14 protein-coding genes and 1 other RNA gene are annotated in these 18903 nt (G+C 76.3%); 7 read left to right on the top strand and 8 right to left on the bottom strand.

The genetic code is table 11. From position 1 onward, the window contains the following. Positions 1–2: 2 nt before the first annotated feature. The 3 genes from ACIOHG_RS34545 to ACIOHG_RS34555 all read right to left on the bottom strand — a co-directional run bounded on the left by ACIOHG_RS34545 (position 3) and on the right by ACIOHG_RS34555 (position 3776). Complete coding sequence (locus ACIOHG_RS34545) at positions 3–1445, bottom strand: hypothetical protein (protein ID WP_400956715.1); 1443 nt, start codon at positions 1443–1445, stop codon at positions 3–5. A gap of 233 nt (positions 1446–1678) precedes the next feature. Next, positions 1679–2362, bottom strand: a complete 684-nt coding sequence (locus ACIOHG_RS34550; protein WP_400956718.1) for a class I SAM-dependent methyltransferase — start codon at positions 2360–2362, stop codon at positions 1679–1681. A 79-nt stretch (positions 2363–2441) separates the two neighbouring features. Continuing rightward, the gene (locus tag ACIOHG_RS34555; RefSeq protein WP_400956720.1) at positions 2442–3776 is read right to left on the bottom strand and encodes a M48 family metalloprotease; all 1335 of its coding nucleotides are present in this window, start codon (positions 3774–3776) and stop codon (positions 2442–2444) included. 178 nt (positions 3777–3954) lie between these two features. On the opposite strand from ACIOHG_RS34555, the gene ACIOHG_RS34560 reads away from it, so the two are divergent. Next, positions 3955–5034, top strand: a complete 1080-nt coding sequence (locus ACIOHG_RS34560; protein ID WP_400956722.1) for an alcohol dehydrogenase catalytic domain-containing protein — start codon at positions 3955–3957, stop codon at positions 5032–5034. Positions 5035–5182: 148 nt separating this feature from the next. Here the strand turns inward: ACIOHG_RS34560 and ACIOHG_RS34565 are convergent, their stop codons facing one another. The 3 genes from ACIOHG_RS34565 to ACIOHG_RS34575 form a co-directional block, all read right to left on the bottom strand. Further along, positions 5183–5332 carry a hypothetical protein gene (locus tag ACIOHG_RS34565; protein ID WP_400956725.1) on the bottom strand — a complete coding sequence of 50 codons (150 nt, stop codon included), beginning with the start codon at positions 5330–5332 and terminating at the stop codon, positions 5183–5185. Positions 5333–5678: 346 nt separating this feature from the next. Then, positions 5679–6851: an ATP-binding cassette domain-containing protein gene (locus ACIOHG_RS34570; protein ID WP_400956728.1), complete on the bottom strand. Its 1173-nt coding sequence runs from the start codon at positions 6849–6851 to the stop codon at positions 5679–5681. Between the two features lie 96 nt (positions 6852–6947). Next, positions 6948–8816 (bottom strand): alpha/beta hydrolase family protein, encoded by a 1869-nt coding sequence (locus ACIOHG_RS34575; protein ID WP_400956730.1) that lies wholly within the window; start codon positions 8814–8816, stop codon positions 6948–6950. 961 nt (positions 8817–9777) lie between these two features. On the opposite strand from ACIOHG_RS34575, the gene ACIOHG_RS34580 reads away from it, so the two are divergent. From ACIOHG_RS34580 to ACIOHG_RS34590, 3 genes are read left to right on the top strand one after another with little or no spacing between them, the layout of a single operon-like run. Further along, on the top strand, positions 9778–10614 hold the full coding sequence (locus ACIOHG_RS34580; RefSeq protein ID WP_400956732.1) for a Nif3-like dinuclear metal center hexameric protein: 837 nt from the start codon (positions 9778–9780) through the stop codon (positions 10612–10614). A gap of 37 nt (positions 10615–10651) precedes the next feature. Beyond that, entirely contained in the window at positions 10652–11395 is a 744-nt protein-coding gene (locus ACIOHG_RS34585) for a zinc ribbon domain-containing protein (protein ID WP_400956734.1), read from the top strand. Between the two features lie 4 nt (positions 11396–11399). After that, positions 11400–12569, top strand: a complete 1170-nt coding sequence (locus tag ACIOHG_RS34590) for a bifunctional RNase H/acid phosphatase (RefSeq protein WP_400956737.1) — start codon at positions 11400–11402, stop codon at positions 12567–12569. A 186-nt stretch (positions 12570–12755) separates the two neighbouring features. On the opposite strand, the gene yaaA is transcribed toward ACIOHG_RS34590, so the two are convergent. Then, positions 12756–13556, bottom strand: coding sequence for a peroxide stress protein YaaA (yaaA, locus tag ACIOHG_RS34595; protein WP_400956739.1), 801 nt, complete (start codon positions 13554–13556; stop codon positions 12756–12758). A gap of 295 nt (positions 13557–13851) precedes the next feature. On the opposite strand from yaaA, the gene ACIOHG_RS34600 reads away from it, so the two are divergent. The 3 genes from ACIOHG_RS34600 (at position 13852) to rnpB (ending at position 17280) form a co-directional block, all read left to right on the top strand. Next, on the top strand, positions 13852–15303 hold the full coding sequence (locus ACIOHG_RS34600; protein ID WP_400956742.1) for an RNB domain-containing ribonuclease: 1452 nt from the start codon (positions 13852–13854) through the stop codon (positions 15301–15303). 99 nt (positions 15304–15402) lie between these two features. Next, complete coding sequence (locus tag ACIOHG_RS34605) at positions 15403–16866, top strand: MFS transporter (RefSeq protein WP_400956745.1); 1464 nt, start codon at positions 15403–15405, stop codon at positions 16864–16866. A 13-nt stretch (positions 16867–16879) separates the two neighbouring features. Beyond that, positions 16880–17280: RNase P RNA component class A (gene rnpB / locus ACIOHG_RS34610), an RNA gene on the top strand. Between the two features lie 112 nt (positions 17281–17392). On the opposite strand, the gene ACIOHG_RS34615 is transcribed toward rnpB, so the two are convergent. Further along, complete coding sequence (locus ACIOHG_RS34615) at positions 17393–18784, bottom strand: ABC transporter substrate-binding protein (protein ID WP_400956748.1); 1392 nt, start codon at positions 18782–18784, stop codon at positions 17393–17395. Positions 18785–18903: the final 119 nt, after the last annotated feature.

Raw genomic sequence — 18903 nt, forward strand, 5'->3', positions numbered from 1 at the left:
CCTCAGATCCTGTCCCAGGTGCGCGCCGCCAGACCGTAGGTACTGGCGATCGGCTTCCACTTCGTCACGAAGTCCTTCTTCGACTGCGTCGCCTTCGGATTGAGGTCGTTGGCGCGCGCCAGGTCGGGCGTCGAGGGTACCTGGTTGTTGGCGCAGCCCTGCGCCGACACCGCCCGCGCCCAGGCCGCGTACGCCCGGTCGATGTCCCCGGACTGCTGCCAGGCCGCCCGCAGGTCCGCCACCGCGTCGGGGCCGCCCGGCAGGGCGTCGGTCTTCAACCCGTTCAACTCGGCCAGCAGCCCGTCCCGTTGCTGCGCCCCGTCGTCGAACACCTTGACGGCGCTGTCCACCTCCGGCTTCGGCGGGCAGCTGCGCACCTTCGCCACCGCGTTGCCGATCGGCGCCTTCGCGTTCTCGCCCTTGGTCAGCAGCGCGTCCAGCGCCTTCGCCTGGGCCTGCGCCTCCGGCCCCGCCGAGGGCGGAGCCGAGGCCGCCGGGGACGCGGGCGCGGACGGCGCGGACGAGCCGCCCTGGCCGCCGCCCGCCGGGGAGCCGCCGGTGCCCGGGTCCGGTGGCGGCGCGGCGCTGCTCCGGCCCTGCGGGGTGCTCCCATTGCTGTCGCTGTTGTTCACGGCCCACACCACGCCGACGCCGATCACCAGCAGCAGCGCCACGGCCGCGCCGATCAGCACCGGGGTGCGGCGCCGACGCGGGTCGTCCTCGTAGTCGAACTCCGGCTCCTGGTAGCCGTACCCGCCGGGCTGACCCGGCTGCCCGGCCGGCCCGGGCGGGAACTGCTGCGGAGGGCCGCCGAACGAGGGCCCGCCGCCGAACGGCTGCTGGCCCCCGAAGGACTGCTGACCGCCGTAGGACTGGTCGCCGAACGGCTGCTGGCCGCCGAAGGACTGCTGGCCGCCGTAGGACGGCTGCCCGTCGAAGGACTGCTGCCCGCCGAACGAGGGGCCGCCGCCGAACGGCTGCTGGGGCGGCTGCTGTTGGGGCAGCTGCTGCTGGGGCGGCTGGGCCCCGCCGAAAGGCTGCTGGGGCGGCGCGAACTGCTGCTGGCCGCCGTAGGAGGGCTGCGGGCCGGGCGGGAAACCGCCGGGGGCGGCGACCGGCGGCGGACCGGACGGCGCGGTCGGCGGCTGCTCCGCCGGGGGCTGGGACTGGGGCTGGGGCTTCGGTCGCGGCGGCGGGGTCGCGGCGGTGGCCGCGGTGCGCTGCGCGGCGGCGGGCGGCTGCTCCGGCGGGACGGCGGTACCGGGCTGCGGCGGGAGCGGTGCGGCCTGGCCCTCGGTGGCGGCCAGCAGCAGCGGGAGCGGGATCGCGGTGGTGGCCGGACCCGCCGCCGGGTCGTCCGGGACCTCCCGGCGGACCCAGCCGCCCGCGCCGTTGTTCGCGGTCGGATCCCAGACCGCCCTGGCGGCCCTGCCCTGTTCCGTCATGCGCTGCCTCGTCCCCCGTCGACCGGTTCCGCACCGGCGCCCCTCCGGGACCGGTGCCAGGTCGCCGCCCGGGCCGCTCCCCGTGCGGCGGTTCGTCGTCTGCCGCCGCCACCGTACCGGCCACCGGTACGCGTGGTCACGGTGGATCGGCGATGCGTCGCCGTGGGGACGACGCCGAGGGCCGGTCCGGGCGACGGGCCCGCCCGTCGGCGGGCCCGCCGCCCGACGGTCCGTCAGCGGGCGGTCGCGGTGCGGCGCAGCACCCGCAGCGAGCCCGTCACCGAGACCTCCTCGAAGCCCTCGGCGAGGGCCCGCAGGTACACCCGGTAGGGAGCCTGACCGCCGTCCGCCGGGTCGGGGAACACGTCGTGCACCACCAGCAGGCCGTCCGCGGCCAGGTGCGGGACCCAGCCCTCGTAGTCGCCGGTGGCGTGCTCGTCGGTGTGCCCGCCGTCGACGAACACCAGCGCCAGCCGGCCCTGCCAGACCGCGGCGATCTGCGGGGAGCGGCCGACCAGGGCGACCACGTGCTCCTCCAGGCCGGCCGCGTGCAGGGTGCGGCGGAACCGGGGCAGGGTGTCCATCAGGCCGACCTCCGGGTCGACCAGGGTCGGGTCGTGGTACTCCCAGCCGGGCTGCTGCTCCTCGGAGCCGCGGTGGTGGTCGACGGTCAGCGCGACCGTGCCGGCCCGGCGGGCGGCGTCCGCGAGCAGGATCGCCGAGCGGCCGCAGTAGGTGCCGATCTCCAGCACCGGCAGCCCGGTCCGCCCGGCCGCGTCCAGGGCCGCCGCGTACAAGGCCAGGCCCTCGTCCTCGGGCATGAAGCCGGTGGCGGCGCGGAACGCGGCCAGCACCGGGGCGGCGGGGACGGCGGGGACGGCCGGGCCCTGGAGGGTGGCCGGGGTGGGGTCGGTCATCGGGGCGCTCCTGCCGGGCTGGGGGACTGAGCAGGACCCTACTGGATGGTAGGAACGCCCCGGGCGACCCCCGGGGCCGTCACAGCAGCTCGCGGGCCACCCGTTCGCGGCTCGCCGCCAGCTCGGCCTCGATCGCGGCGGCCCGTCCGGCGTCCAGCACCAGCGGCGCCCGGTCGACCGGCGGGGGAGCGGTGTCCAGCATCCGCAGCCGCAGGTAGGTCGGCGGGTGCGACGCGTCGACGGCGCCGACCTCCCGCTCGGAGGCCCGGACCCGGCGGGCCGTCTCGCTCGCCGGGACGGTCCGGGCCGCCTCGGCCAGCGCCGCCCACAGGTCGGGGCCGCCCGACCGCCCGCCGGAGCGCTGCCGGGGCAGGGCGCGCCGGCGGACCAGCACCGCCTCCACCGTCGGTTCGTTCAGCAGGGCGACCAGCACCCCGCGGGCGTCCGGCACCGAGGCGAGCCGGGCGGCCAGCCCGTCGGCCCGGTACTCGGCGGCCTGCCCGCTGCGCAGGTGCAGCCGGAACATCAGGCCGGCCAGCGCGCGCACCGCCCGGTTGACCACCCAGAGCAGCACGTTGGCGACGAACGCGGCCATGATGATCATCGGGCGCCGCGAGCCGTGGTCGGCGGAGGGACGGGTCAGCCGCTCCCACTCGACCAGCGAATCGACCGCCGAGCCGGTCCACAGGCCGCGCCGGGAGTCCCCGTTGACGCAGTGTCCGAGCTCGTGGCCGAGCAGCGCGACCCGCTGCTGCCGGGTCAGCATCTCCCACAGCGGCAGACCGATCTCCAACTCCCGCCGCCGGCGCAGCCCCACGACGCCGAACGAGGCGTTGAACCGGCCGCTGACCGCGATCGAGTCCACCCGGGGCGCGCCGAGCGCGTCCGACACCTGGTCCACCAGGCCGTACAGGGCCGGCGCGGCCTCCCGGGTCAGCACCCCGTCGCGGGTCGGCCGGCCCAGCCGGGGCCGGACCAGCACGGCCACCGCCAGGGCGAGCACGCCGAGCCCGCGCGGGAACCAGCCCGCGCCGACCAGCCCCGCGGTCAGCGCCCCGCCCAGCAGCAGCACCGTCAGCGACACCAGGTGCACCAGCCCGGCCAGGGCGAACGCGGCCACCGGCGGGGCGGTCCGCCGCTCCGGGCCCTCGGCCGCGACCAGCCGGAACACTTTCTCGGTCCGCTCCCTGACGACCCGTCGGCGCTCCTCCTCCCGGCGCTCCGCGCGCTCGGCCCGGCGGCGGGCCCGCGCCGTCCGGTACTGGACGGCCGGCTGCTCGGGCAGCAGGTTCCACTCGCAGGCCGGGCACCAGGTCGGGAAGCGCTCGCTCACCGACAGCGGGGCGCCGCACCGCGGGCAGGGCCGGGCGGGGGCGGCGCCGGGCGCCGCGGCGGGGGATTCGGTGGTGGACACGGGCGCGAATGATGCCAGGTCGGACGGGGTGCGGGGAAGCGCTTTCCGTCCGCCGGGACGCCGGGCCGACCCGGTGGCCCCGGCGCTGCGCCGGACGGATGCGCTATACAGGGGACGACCTTCGGTAGAACGTGTTCCAGCCCGCCCGGTGCGGCGGCCGACCCCCGCGGAGCAGCCAGTGCGCGCAGCGATCCTGCACCAGACCGGACAGGACGTCCTGGACGTCCGGGACGACGTCGAGGCGGTCGGCCTCGGACCGGGCAGGGTCCGGGTCCGGGTGCGCGCCGCCAGCCTCTGCCACTCCGACCTGTCCGCGATGGCCGGGGTGCTGCCGCAGCCCGCGCCGTTCGTGCCGGGCCACGAGGGCGCGGGCGAGGTGGTCGAGGTCGGCGAGGGCGTGACCTCCCCGGCCGTCGGCGACCGGGTGGTGCTCTGCTGGATGCCGCCGTGCGGCGCCTGCCCCGCCTGCCGCCGGGGCCAGAGCCACCTGTGCGTGGCCTCGATCCGCCGGCTCGCCACCCCGACCTTCCGGATCGGCGGCGACACCGACGCGTACGGCTTCTACAGCACCGGCGCGTTCGCCGAGGAACTGGTGGTGGCCGCCGACAGCGTCCTGCCGGTGCCCGCCGACCTGCCGCACGACCTGGCCGCGCTGATCGGCTGCGGCGTCACCACCGGCCTCGGCGCGGTCGTCAACACCGCGAAGGTGGAAGCGGGTTCGACGGTCGCGGTGATCGGCGCGGGCGGCGTCGGCATCGCCGCCGTGCAGGGCGCCCGGATCTGCGGGGCCGCCCGGATCACCGTGGTCGACCCGGTGGCCTCCCGCCGCGAACGGGCGCTCGCCTTCGGCGCCACCGAGGCGATCGCCCCCGAGGAGCTGAAGGCCGCGGCCCGCTCGGTGCCCGGCGGCGGCTTCGACCACGTCTTCGAGGCGGTCGGCCGCTCCGGCACCGTCCGGGCCGGCTACGACGCGGCCCGGCGCGGCGGCGCGGTGGTGGTGATCGGCGCCGGCGCGCAGGACGACCAGGTCTCCTTCAGTCTCGGCGAACTCTTCTTCAACGAGAAGCGCCTGCTGCCCTCGATGTACGGCGGCGGCGACGTCCGCCGCACCGCCGACCTCGCCATCGCCCTGTGGCGGGCCGGACGGCTCGACCTCGACGGCATGATCACCCACCGGCTGCCGCTGGCCGAGGTCAACGAGGCGGTCCGGCAGATGCGCAGCGGCGAGGCGCTGCGCACCGTGCTGACGCTGGACTGAGGCCGGAGCGGTTCGGTCCGGCGCTGTCCGGCCGGGTGCGCCGCGCCCCCGGTGCCGTCGGGCGCGCCCCCGGTGCCGTCAGGACGGTGACGGGACCGGGGGCGCGGGTGCTGCGGTGCAGCGGGGTGCGGTCCTGCGGCGGACCGGGTCAGCGGCGGTGACGGCCGTGCGGGTCCGCGTCCGGGGTGTCGTCGCCGGCGGTGGAACCCCGGTGGCGGCCGTGGGCCGCGCCCTCGGGGGCGTCCTCGGCGGACGCCCGGTGGTCGTGCTCGGTGGTGTCGTCGATGGTCTCGGACATCAGGTCAGTCTTCTCCGTGCGAAAGGAAGGCGGTCAAGGCGGTCTCGGCTGAAGGCGCGCCGGGAAACACCGCGGCGCGACCGGGCGCCGCCCGGAGCCGGGCAGCAGCCGACCGGCCGCCCCCGGAGCAGCCCGCACGGGGCGCACGGCGACGGCCGAATCGCCTCGGAGCCTAACCGAACCGCCCGCCGCCGCGCCGGGTTCCCGCACCGATCGGCGGGTGCTTTCGTCCGGCGGTGCCGCCGGCGGTTCCGCGTCCGGGCGGGGAGCGCCGCTCCTCCGCTGTTCGACGCATCGCCGATGGGGTTCTGCGCCGCACCGGTCGGCTCTTGCTGTTGATGGTCGGTCAACCGGCCGACGGCTGGCGGCAGTTGTCGGCATCGCCGCACCGGTCGACGCTCTCCGCGTCCGCCGGTTCGTCCGTCAGGGTGTCGCGGTACTCCGGGTCGGCGAGCAGGTCGGCGTGCGGGGCGATCGCCCGGACCCGGCCGCCGTCCAGCCAGAGCACCAGGTCCGCCCCGGCCGCCACCGTCGCGCGGCGGGTCAGCACCAGCCTGGTCCGGCGTTCGGCGGGCGGTTCCGGGTTCCACGCGGCGTCGTCCTGCACCATGACCCGGGGGCCCGTTGCCGACCCGGGAGTCCACAACTTGCCGGAGGGGGAGGGGAGTTCACCTACCGGACGGGGCCACTCGAAGGCGCAGCCCACCGCCCGGCGCCGCGCCGCCACCGGCAGGGCGGCCACCGGCACCCCGTCCACCAGGACCGCCCCGCCGTCCGGCGGGCGCAGCCCGCCCGTGAGCGCGGCCAGCAGCGACCGGCCCGCCCCCGGGCGGCCCACCACGGCGACCGTCCGGCCGCCCGGCACCGTCAGGTGCAGCGGGCCGAACACCACCGTGCCCCCGGCGCCCCGCAGCACCACCGGGCGGAACGCCAACTCGCCAGGGCCGTCCGGGAGTTCTCGGGTCTCGCGCCACCGGGGCCGCGCCACCGGCCGGAGCAGGTACAGGCCCAGGCCCAGGGCTGCCCAGCCCGCCGCGGCCGCGCACGCGCCCGCCGACAGCCGTCCCGCCGCCACCAGTTGGCCGGCCGTGCCCAGCACCGTCAGCTCGACCGACGCGACCAGCAGGGCCGCCCGCCCCCGGGACGGCCCCGGTCGGGCGGCGCCGGACTCCGCGGTGACCAGGGCGAACAGCCGCACCAGCAGCACCCCCGGCAGCAGCCCGGCGAAGAACGCCGCCGCCAGCCACGGCGACAGCACCGCGAGCCCGACCACCGAGCCCGCCGCGACCGCCCGGGCCGCCACCGCCCGCGCCGGGACCGTCCGGGCCGGGGCTGCCCACGCCGACACGGACAGCGTCAGCAGCGCCGCCGACCCGCCGACCGGCCACCCGGCCGACCAGCAGTCCCGGCCGCCCGTCAGCACCGCGTCCAGCAGCGTCCCCGCCGCCCAGGGCAGGGCCGACAGCGCCACCGCGTTCAGCGGCACCGACGCCGTCAGCGCGACCGAGGACCCACGCACCAAGCACTCCAGGCAGGTTGAGAAGGGGAGGGACGCCCGCGGGACGGCCCGGCGCCGGGCGGGTCCGGCCCGCCGTCGGCACCCTCCGACGGGGCGTCAGTCCGCGCCGCCGGTGCGCAGGAAGACCGCCAGCAGGTCGTGCAGCGCGGCCGAGCCCTCCTCGGCCAGCAGTTCGTGGCCCGCGCCCGCGGCCTCCACGTACCGGAAGTCGACGCCCTCCGCCCGGCCCAGCCGCAGCAGTTCGTGCCGCAGCGACCGGGACTGCCCGACCGGCACCACCTCGTCCCGGGCGCCGTGCACCACCAGCAGCGGCACGGTCAGCCGGTCCGCGACCCGCAGCACGTCCCGCGGGCCGAGCCCGTCGTCCGGCTCGACGTCGCCGCCCAGCCGGACGGCCAGCGCCCGGACCGGCTCGGTGCCCTCCGCCAGCAGCCGGGCGCCCGACAGGAACGGCGCCACCACCGCGCACCGCGCCACCGTCCCCGCCGGGGCGTGCGCCGCCGCCAGCAGCGCCAGGAACGCCCCGTAGCTCACCCCGAACAGGGCCGGCGGCTCCAGCCCCAGCGCGGCCCGCCGCTCCGCCAGGTCGGCCAGCAGCGCCAGCACGTCCGTCAGGTCCGGTCCGCCCCAGGCGCCGCGGATCGCCGCCGCGTACTCCGGGCCGTACCCCGTCGAACCGCGCTGGTTCGGCGCCACCACCGCCAGGCCCTCCGCCGCCATCCGCTGCAGCGCCGGATCGAACTCCAGCCGCCAGGCGTCCGCCGGGCCGCCGTGCAGCGCCAGCACCAGGTGCGGCGCCGACCGCCACTCCGGGCCGCCGTACACCACCGCCTCGACCGGGCCGACCGGACCGGCCAGCTCCAGGCAGCGGGCCGGGTGCCAGCCGCCGACGGCGGGCGCCGCCGACCCGTCCAGCCGCCAGCCCGGGACGGGCCGCTCCGCCCACCCGTCGCCGTTCAGCGGGGAGAGCGCCAGCGGCACCGGGGTGCTCCCTGCGGCCAGCAGCGCCGCCACGTCCAGGGTGGCCAGCGCCGCCGGCCGGTCCGGCGCCGAGTACGGCATCCGCAGGCCCGCTGCCGACCAGTGCCCGACCGCGCCCCACTGCCCGGGCGGGACGGGCAGCTGCTCCAGGCGGTTCTCGCTCGGCCGCCACACCGCCAGCGTCGCCGCCGCTCCCCGGTCGACCTGCAGCACCACCTGCGGTTCCACGCCCGGCCGGTGCGGCGACACCGCGACCGGCCGCAGCAGCTGCCCCGGCCGGTGCAGGCAATCCGGGAACCGGGCCGGCTCCGCGCCGCCGATCACCGCCCAGCCCAGCCGGTCCGCCCCCGGCGCGTCGCTGCGCAGCAGGCCGAGGCCGGTCGCCGGGTCGCACAGCAGCAGCCGGTCGCTGCTGCCCTCACCGAGCTCCAACAGCGGTGTGGTGATGCCGAGTTCGAGGTCGAGTACGACGGTCTTCACCGCCCCGTCGGCGATCCGGTCCAGGGCCAGCAGCCGCCCCGCGGCGTCCAGCCACACCCCGCCGCCGTACAGGCCCGGCAGCTCGGCGACCTCGCGCGGCGCGGACCCGTCCGCGGTCAGCAGCCGCACCGTGGTCACCGCCCGGGCGTCCGTGCCCAGCAGCACCGCGAGCCGGCCGTCCCCCGGCGCGGCGAGCATCCGCAGCCCCGCCGTCCGCAGTCCGGCCAGCACCTGCTCGGGCGCGCCGGCCGCCAGGAGCAGCACCGTGTGCCGGTCGCCGTCGTGCCGGCACACCAGCACCCGCCCGTCCGGCAGCGCGAGCAGCTGCGAGTGCAGGTCCTCCACCGGGGCGAGCGTCGTCGGGACCGCCGGGCCCGGGCCGTCCAGCCGCCAACTCTCCACGGACCAGCGGCCGTCGGGCCCCGCCGCCAGGCAGGCGGCGTGCGAGCCGTCCCCGGCGAACGCGAAACTCAGCCGCCGCAGGACCTGCGAAGCGGTACGCACGACAGCGGCGTCCACCGATCACCTCCGGAACTCGTGGACGGGCGGCCCGGGACCGGGCGGGCGCACACCGGGCCCGGGGGACGGCCGATCCCGCCCCCTCGACGGGATCGACCTCCCACCACGGCGGGCGGGCGCGGGTGCCGCGGACGGCTGGAGCGGTCCGGGGGAATGCCCGGCCCGGGAATTCCGGCCGCAGACGGACCGAATTCCGCGGCGAACGGCCCGGCCCGGTACGGGAATTCCGGCAGGGCGCCGGCCCGGAACGCGCCCGCGGAATTCCGTCCGGCGCGGCGCGGACCGCCCGCGGCCGGACGGCGGGAGCCCCCGGCGGCGACCCGCGGGCCACCGCCGTCTTCCCGGGCCCCGCCGCCGGCCGCGGCCGCCCGCGCCACCTCCGCCGACCCGCCGTCCACACCCGGCGCGCCGACGACCGTGACCGGCGGCAGGGCCCTGCGCGGCGGCGTGTCCGCCCCCATCTGCTTCACACCCCTTCGCGGTGGACCAGGCCGGTCCGGTCTGCGGAACCACGAGAGCCCCGGCCGCGCCTGTCGAATTCCGTCGCGTTCCCTCGGGAAGCGTTCCTGTCGGTAAGCGTTCCTGGCGGGAAGTCGGGAATTCCGGCCGATCGCCCATTCGACCCGATCGGGTCGGGCAACTCTCGTTCGCAGGACTGAAGTTACTTTCGGGACGGAGGTGACTCAACGCCGCTGGAGTCACTTCACTCTTAAGGGTGATCAGGCCCGGTTTTCGAATGTGTCCACCCCCGGGCCTGTGAGCAGGGCGGACCGGACGGCGGGCGGCCGACCCCCGCTCCCCGGCCACCGGAAGCACCGCCTCCGGTCCCGATCGACGCTCCGCGCCGGGTTGACGGGCAGGTGTGCGACCCCGGGCGCGGGGCGGAGCGGCGGGGGCCCGGCCGGGCCCGGACGGGGCGGCCCGTGGCACGCGGTAGTCTCGACAGGTGCCGAAACTGTCCGACGTCATCGCCGTGCTCGAAGAGATCTACCCGCCGCAGTGGGCGGAGTCCTGGGACGCGGTCGGCCTGGTCTGCGGCGACCCCGACTCCGAGGTGAACCGGGTGCTGTTCGCCGTCGACCCGGTGCAGACCGTGGTCGACGAGGCCGTCGAGTGGGGCGCCGACCTGGTGGTCACCCACCACCCGCTGTACCTGCGCGGCACCAGCACGGTCGCCGCCACCGGCTTCAAGGGCCGGGTGGTGCACACCCTGATCAAGCACGACATCGCGCTGCACGTCGCGCACACCAACGCCGACCACGCCGCCCCGGGCGTCTCCGACGCCCTCGCCGAGGCGGTCGGCCTGAAGGTCACCGGCCCGCTGGTGGCCGACCCCACCGACCCGGCCGGCCGGCGCGGCAGCGGCCGGATCGGCGAACTCCCCGAGCCGATGACGCTCGCCGCGTTCGCCGCCCAGGTCGCCGCCGGGTTGCCCGCCACCGCCGCGGGCGTCCGCGCCGCCGGCGACCCCGAGCGGCCGGTCCGCCGGGTCGCGGTCTGCGGCGGCGCCGGCGACTCCTTCCTCGCCGAGGCCCGCGGGGCCGGCGTGGACGCCTACCTCACCGCCGACCTGCGCCACCACCCGGCCTCCGAGGCCGCCGAGACGGCCCCCGTCGCCCTGGTCGACGCCGCGCACTGGGCCACCGAGTGGCCCTGGCTGCGGCTCGCCGCCCGCGAACTGCTCGACCGTGCCGACCGGCACGCCTGGCCGCTGGAGACCCGCGTCTCCACCCGGGTCACCGACCCGTGGACGGCGCACGCGCCGATGCCGTACGCCCCCTGACCTTCCCGCCGAACCAACTCAACAGGAGCCCAGCCGCGTGAACGCCGCGCCCGCCGACCAGATCCGCCTGCTCGACCTGCAGGCCATCGACTCCCGCCTCGACCAGCTGGCCCACCGGCGCCGCACCCTGCCCGAGCACGCCGAGATCGACAAGGCCACCGCCGACCACACCGCCCTGCAGTCCCTGGTGGTCGCCGCCCAGGCCCAGCTCGGCGACACCACCCGCGAACTGGCCAAGGCCGAGGCGGACGTCGAGCAGGTCCGCAGCCGGGCCGCCCGCAACCAGCAGCGGATGGACTCCGGGGCGGTCGGTTCCGCGAAGGACCTGGAGAACCTCCAGCACGAGAACACCTCGCTGGCCAAGCGCCAGGGCGACCTGGAGGACATCGTGCTGGAGGTGATGGAGCGGATGGAGTCCTCGCAGACCCGGGTCACCGAGCTCACCGCCCGCCTGGAGCACTCCGCCGTGGTGGTCGCCGAGGCCGAGGGCCGCCGCGACGCCCAGCTGGCCGAGCTCGACGCCGAGGCCGAGAAGGTCCGCCGCGACCGCGAGGCCGTCGCCCACGTGATCCCCGCCGACCTGATGAAGGCCTACACCCGCCTGCGCGAGCAGCAGGGCGGCGTCGGCGCGGCCCGGCTCTACCAGCGCCGCTGCGAGGGCTGCCGCACCGAGTTCTCGATCACCGAGTTCAACGCGATCAAGGCCGAGCCCGTCGACAAGGTGCTGCGCTGCGAGAACTGCGGCCGGATCCTGGTCCGCACCGGCGAGTCGGGCGTCTGACCCGGTGGCCGGCGCCCAGTACATCGTCCAGGCCGACGGCGGCTCCCGGGGCAACCCGGGGCCGGCCGGCTACGGCGCGGTGGTCCTCGACGCCCGCACCGGCGAGATCCTGGCCGAGGCCGCCGAGTACATCGGCCGGGCCACCAACAACGTCGCCGAGTACAAGGGGCTGATCGCCGGGCTGAAGGCGGCCCGCGAGCTCGACCCGGACGCCCGGATCCTGGTCGAGATGGACTCCAAGCTGGTCGTCGAGCAGATGTCCGGCCGCTGGAAGATCAAGCACCCCGACATGCAGCCGCTCGCCGCCGAGGCCCGGAGCGTCGCCGCGCGCGGCAAGGTCGAGTACAAGTGGATCCCGCGGGAGAAGAACAAGGAGGCCGACCGGCTCGCCAACGAGGCGATGGACGCCGGCAAGCAGGGCCGCCAGTGGGAGCCGAAGGCCCGGCCGGCCGCGGTGCCCGCCGCCCCCGTCGCCGCGCCCGCGAAGGACGAGCCGCTGCCCGCCCCCGCCCCCGCGCCCCGGGCCGGCTGGGCCGGGCCTGCCGACCTCGGCACCCCCACCACCCTGGCGCTGCTGCGGCACGGCGAGACCCCGCTCACCCCGCTCAAGCGCTTCTCCGGCAGCACCGGCAGCGACCCCGGCCTGTCCGAGAAGGGCGTCTGGCAGGCCGAACGGGCCGCCGAGGCGCTGGCCGCCCGCGGCACCGTGCAGGCCGTGGTCAGCTCGCCGATGCTCCGCACCCGGCAGACCGCCGAGGCGGTCGCCCGCCGGCTCGGCCTGGAGGTGCGGATCGAGGAGGGCCTGCGCGAACTCGACTTCGGCGCCTGGGAGGGTCTCACCTACGCCGAGGTGATGGAGCGTCACCCCGAGGACCTGAACGCCTTCCTCACCTCCGCCAAGGCCAAGCCCACCGGCAGCGCCGAATCGCTCACCGGCCTGGCCCTGCGGGTCGGCCAGGCCCGCGACCGGATCATCGCCCGCTACCCCGGGAAGACCGTGCTGGTGGTCTCGCACGTCAGCCCGATCAAGTCGCTGGTCCGACTCGCCCTCGGCGCCCCGCCGGACGCCGTGCACCGGATGGAGCTCTCCGCCGCCTCGCTCTGCGCCGTCCAGTACTACAGCGACGGCAACGCCTCGCTGCGGCTGCTCAACGACACCTCGCACCTGCGCTGAGCCGCGAGGCGGTGGCTGCACGAGGCCCTGGGCCCTGACGGCCCGTCACCTGCTCGGGGGGTGACGGGCCGTCAGCCGTTCCCGGGGACGTCGGCCGTCAGTCGTTCCCGGATCCGTCAGCCGTCCCCGGGGGCGTCGGTCGTTTCCGGGTCGGTCGGTCGGTCGGTCGGCTCCCGGCGGCGCCGGTCAGTGGACCTCGGCCACCACGACATCCAGCTGCCAGGGCTTGCGCTCCGTGCCCCGGGCCGAGACCTCCACCCGGTGGCCGAGCTGCCCCAGCGCCTCCACCAGCTCCCCGGGCGAGGCCGGCTCCAGACCCGCCACCAGCAGGTCGCGGACCAGCCGGCCCTTGGTCGCCTTGTTGAAGTGGCTCACCACGGAACGCTTCAGCACCCCGTCCACCTCGCGCTCGTGCAGCACCCGCACCGTCGCCGTCCGGGCCGCCACCGCGCCCGAGGGCCGCCACGCCGCCGCGTACGCCGAACTGCGCAGGTCCAGCACCAGGCCGTCGGCCGCGACCTCCGGCAGCACCCCGTCCAGCACCCCGCGCCAGTACCCGCCGAGCGCGCCCAGCGGCGGCAGCTTCACCCCCATCGAACAGCGGTACGGCGGGATGCGGTCGGTGATCCGGACCGCGCCCCACAGGCCGGAGAAGACCAGCAGCGCGCGCTCGGCCCGGGCGTGCGCCGCCCCGTCCAGCTTCGCCAGCCCCAGGCTGTCGAACAGCACCCCGGTGTAGACCTCGCCGGCCGGGCGGGCCCCCGCCGTCGGCAGCCCCGCGTTCTTGGCCAGCTCCCCGCGCAGCCCCTGGCTCAGCTCCAGCACCTCGGCCGCCCGGTCCGGATCGCCCGCGGACAGCTCCACCAGCGCCGCCAGCGCCTTCTCCCGGGCCCCCGTCAGCCCCGGCAGCGACAGCGCCGCCAGGTCCACCGGCACTCCCGCCTCCGGCGCGGCCTTCCCCTCCGACGGCGGCAGCAGAACCAGCACGGCGACACCTCTTCGACTCTCGGGCTCTTGAACTCTTGAACTCTTGGACGCGCGGACTCCGGAACGCCCGGACGATCCGTTGCGGCACGACCGGTCAACCCTAACGACCCGCCCGCACCCGCCCCGAATCCCGTCGCCCGGACGGCCTGCGGGTCGGTGGGCCGCGGCCACCCCGCCGGTTGCCCGGAGGACCGCCCCGACGACCGGCCCTCCGGCGGTCAAACCCCGTGCGCCACAACCCTCTTCACGGCAGGTCCGGCGCGCCGACCGGGCCGCTGCGGCCTACGCTGCGAGCATGCCGCGCCGACACCTCAGCGTCCGGGCCGCCCAGACCGCCAGGATCAACACCGAACTCGCCGACCTCCGGGCCCGCCTGGAGATCCGCACCGACTGGCCGCCGGAGGTGCTCGCCGAGGCCGACCGGGCGGCCTCCCTGCCCCGGCTGCCCGAGACCGACGCCACCGACCTCGAACTCTTCACCCTCGACCCGCCCGGCTCCCGCGACCTCGACCAGGCCATGCACCTGACCCGCCGCGGCACCGGCTACCGCGTGCACTACGCGATCGCCGACGTCCCCGCCTTCGTCACCCCCGGCGGTGCCGTCGACACCGAGGCCGCGCACCGCGTCCAGACCCTGTACTTCCCCAACGGCAACGTACCGCTGCACCCCGCCCGGATCTCCGAGGGCGCCGCCAGCCTGCTGCCCGGCGAACTCCGCCCCGCCCTGCTCTGGCAGCTCGACCTGGACGCCGACGGTGCCCTCGTCCTCGCCGACCTGCGCCGGGCCCGGGTCCGCTCCCGCCGCCGACTCGACTACGCCACCGTGCAGGGCCGGATCGACGCCGGCTCCGCCGACGAGCAGCTCGACCTGCTCGCCGCGATCGGCGCCCTGCGCGAGGCCCGGGAGCGCGACCGCGGCGGCGTCAGCCTGCCGATCCCCGAGCAGGAGGTGGAGGCCGTCGACGGCGGCTACCGGCTCGGCTACCGGGCACCCCGCCCGGCCGACGGCTGGAACGCCCAGATCTCGCTGCTCACCGGCATGGCCGCCGCCGAGCTCATGCTCGACGCCGGGATCGGGCTGCTCCGCACCCTGCCCGCCGCCCCCGACTCCGCCTACGCCCGGCTCCGCCGGGTCGCCGCCGCGCTCGGCGTCGACTGGCCCGCCGACCTGCCCTACCCCGAACTGGTCCGCTCGCTCGACCCGGCCCGCACTGCCGACGCCGCCTTCCTCAACGAGTGCACCGGCCTGCTCCGCGGCGCCGGCTACCGGGCCTTCGACACCGCCCGCGGCACCGCCCCGCCCGCCGACCCCGGCCACGCCGCGCTGGCCGCTCCCTACGCGCACTGCACCGCCCCGCTGCGCCGGCTCGGTGACCGCTACGCGCTGGAGATCTGCCTGGCCGTGGCGGGCGGCACCGACGTGCCGGTCTGGGTGCGGGACGCCCTGCCGCTGCTGCCCGGCCTGCTGGAGGGCGGCGACCGGCGGGCCCACGAGGTGGAGCGCGCCTGCGTGGACCTGGTCGAGGCCGAACTGCTGCGCGGCCGGGAGGACGAGCGGTTCGAGGCCGTGGTGGTCGACGTCGACGAGCGTCGGCCGACCGTCGGCACCGTCCAGCTGCGCGACCCCGCGGTGGTCGCCAAGTGCGACGCCCCCGATCCGCTGCCGCTCGGCCGCCGGGTCACCGTCCGGCTGACCCTCGCCGACCCGGCCACCCGCGCCGTCCGCTTCGCACTGGTCCCCGGTTGAGCGGTCGGTTGAGCGGCTGGATGAGCGGCCGGGTGGACGGTCGGGCGGCCGTGCGGGGCAGCCGAGTTGGGGCCCGGCTCCCGGTGCGATGATCGGGGGGTGAGCCGAGAGATCACCGCCCCGGACCGCCGTCACCGGCTGCTGGTCCTGGCGATCTGCTGCCTGAGCCTGTTCATCGTCGGCCTGGACAATACCGTCGTGAACGTGGCCCTCCCCGCGATCCAGCACGACCTGGACGCGCCCGCCTCCGGCCTGCAGTGGGTGATCGACGCCTACACCCTGGTGCTGGCCGCGCTGCTGATGCTGTCCGGGTCGGTGGCCGACCGGATCGGGCGCAAGCGGGTGTTCACGGCCGGGCTGCTGCTGTTCGTGTTCGGCTCGCTGCTGTGCAGCCTCGCGCCCGGACTGGGCTGGCTGATCGGGTTCCGCGCGGTGCAGGCGGTCGGCGGGTCGATGATGAACCCGGTGGCGATGTCGATCATCACCAACACCTTCACCGATCCGAAGGAGCGGGCCCGGGCGATCGGCGTCTGGGGCGGCGTGGTCGGGATCAGCATGGCGCTCGGGCCGCTGATCGGCGGGTTCCTGGTGGACAGTGCGGGCTGGCCGGCGATCTTCCTGATCAACGTGCCGGTGGGACTGGCGGCCTGCCTGCTGACGGTCCGCCACGTCCCGGAGTCGCGGTCGCCCCGGCCGCGCCGACTGGACCCGGTCGGGCAGTCGCTGATGGTGCTGCTGCTGGGCTGCGGCACCGCCGCCATCATCGAGGGCCCCGGCCGGGGCTGGACCTCGCCCGGCATCCTGGCCCTGATCGGGCTGGCCCTCGCCGCACTGCTGGCCTTCCCGCTGTGGGAGCACCGGGTCGCCGAGCCGCTGATCGACCCGCGGTTCTTCCGCAGCGCCCCGTTCGCCGGCGCCACCGTCACGGCGGTGTGCGCCTTCGCCGCGCTCGGCGGCTTCCTGTTCATGAACACCCTGTACCTGCAGGACGTCCGGCACTGCGACCCGGTCGAGGCCGGCCTGTGGACCCTCCCGATGGCCGGGCTGACTCTGCTCGCCGCCCCACTGTCCGGCCGGATCGTCGCCGCCCGCGGGCCGCGCCTGCCGCTGCTGGTGGCCGGGGCGACGATGGCTGCCGCCGGGCTGCTGCTGACCCGGCTGACCGCGGACTCCCCGGCGCTCCTGCTGCTGCCCGCCTACGCGCTGTTCGGGCTCGGCTTCGGCCTGGTGAACGCGCCGATCACCAACTCCGCGGTCTCCGGGATGCCGCGCGCCCAGGCCGGGGTGGCCGCCGCGGTGGCCTCCACCAGTCGACAGGTCGGGCAGTCGCTGGGCGTCGCGGTGATCGGCACTGTGGTCACCGGCGCGGTCGCCCGGTCCGGCGGGTTCGCCCCCGCCACCCACGCCGGCTGGTGGATCGTCGCCGGACTGGGCCTGACCGTCCTGCTGCTCGGACTGGCCACCACCACCCCCTGGGCGGCCGGCACCGCGGCCCGGGTCGCGGCGCGTTTCGACCGGGCGCCGGGCGGGGTGCGGGAGGAGCCCGCCGACCGGCTACGATGACCAGTACGGCGGACGAGCCGGCCGGGCGGTCGCGTCGGGTCCCTACGGGGCCCGCCGAGGAACGTCCGGGCTCCACAGAGCAGGGTGGTGGGTAACGCCCACCCGGGGTGACCCGCGGGACAGTGCCACAGAAAGCAGACCGCCCACCGCTTCGGCGGCGGGTAAGGGTGAAACGGTGGTGTAAGAGACCACCAGCGACCGAGGTGACTCGGCCGGCTCGGTAAACCCCACTCGGAGCAAGGTCAAGATCGGTGCCCCCGGGCACCGTGCGCGGGTGTTCGAGGGCTGCTCGCCCGAGCTCGCGGGTAGACCGCACGAGGCTGTCGGCAACGGCAGCCCTAGATGGATGGCCGCCTCCCCGGGCCGCGCAAGCACCCCGGGAGACAGAACCCGGCGTACAGGCCGACTCGTCCGCCGCCTCGCGCCTCCGCCGGACCACCGGCAGCCGGTACGGGCCCGACCGCGACACCGCGGCCGGGCCCGTACCGGTTTCCGCACCCGTCCGGGCCGGGCGCCGGGGATGCCGTCAGCCGGCGACGGAGTTGTTGTAGCTCTCGATGGCGGGCTGGAGCTCCTTGGCGGCGTCGGCGAGCGCCTGCTGAGCGGTCTTGGAACCGGAGACGGTCTGCTCGATGGCGGTCTCCACGCCCTTGCGGGCCTGCGGCATCACGCCGAGCAGGCAGCCGGCCGTGGCCGGGGTGGGCTTGGTGGCCTTCAGCTGGTCGATCGCGGTCTGGAACTGCGGGTACTTGGCCACCCACTCCTTGTCGGCGGCGACGTCGAGGGCCTTGGAGTTGACCGGGAAGTAGCCGGTGCCGGTGTGCCAGACGGCCTGCTGTTCGGGCTCGGCGAGGAACTTCTCGAACTCCCAGGAGGCCCGCTTCTGGGCGTCGGAGTGGCCCGGGCCGGAGATCCACAGCGAGGCGCCGCCGATCACCGGGCCGCCCTGGTCGCCGGCGGTGGTCTTCGGGAACGGGGCGGTGCCGACCGTGAACTTCGCGGCCTCGGTGTAGCCGCGCAGCACGCCGGTCGACTCGAGGTGCATGGCGACCGTGCCGGCCTTGAACGCGGCCTGGGCGTCGGCGGTCTGCCGACCGGTGTTGGCGGCGTAGCCGCCCTTGACCAGGTCCGCCCACCACTGGACGATCTCGGCACCCTTGGTGGAGTCGAAGGCGACCTTGGTGGCCTTGGCGTCCCGGCCGTTGTTGCCGTCGCAGTACAGCGAGCCGGACTCGGCCAGCAGCTGCTCGACGAACCAGCCGTAGACGGCCGCGCCGAAGCCGTAGCGGACGGTCTGCCCGTTGGCGTCCTTCTTGGTCAGCTTCTGGGCCAGGTCGCCGAGTTCGGCCAGCGTGGTCGGCGGCTTGGCCGGGTCGAGGCCGGCCTCCTTGAAGGCGTCGTCGTTCAGGTAGAGCAGCGGCATCGAGGAGTTGAAGGGCATCGAGGCGAGCTTGCCGCCGACCGAGTAGTAGTTGCGGATGTTGGGCTGCAGGTCGTCCAGCGAGTAGCCGTCCTTGTCGGCGAAGGCCTGCACCGGGACGGTCTGCTTGGAGTCGATCATGAACCGGGTGCCGATGTCGTAGACCTGCACCACGGCGGGGGTGGCCTTCTGCTGCACGGAGGCCTTGTACTTGGCGACCAGGTCGTCGTAGGTGCCCTGGAACAGCGGCTTCACCTCGATCTTGCCCTGGTGCGCGGCGTTGAACTTGTTCACCAGGGTGGTGAGCGTCTCGGCGTTCTTGCCGGTCATCGAGTGCCAGAACTCGATGCTGGTCACCCCCGTGGCCTGGTCGAGCGCCGAGGCGGGCGGGGCGGCGGAGTCGCCGGAGGCGCCGCCGCCGGAGCTGCCGGAGGTGCAGGCCGTCAGGGCCAGGCCGGACACCAGCAGGGCGGCGAGCGCGCGGGCACTCTTCTTCACGGGGCTTCTCTCTTCTGCGAGGGTGGGATACCGGGAGCGTCGAGCGGGGCGAACGGTGGAACCGGCTTCGGGGCGGCGCCGTTCGGGGCGGTGCCGGTGGTCGGCGCCGCGTCAGCCGT

This window comes from Kitasatospora sp. NPDC088134, assembly GCF_044741705.1.
Classification (GTDB): domain Bacteria; phylum Actinomycetota; class Actinomycetes; order Streptomycetales; family Streptomycetaceae; genus Kitasatospora.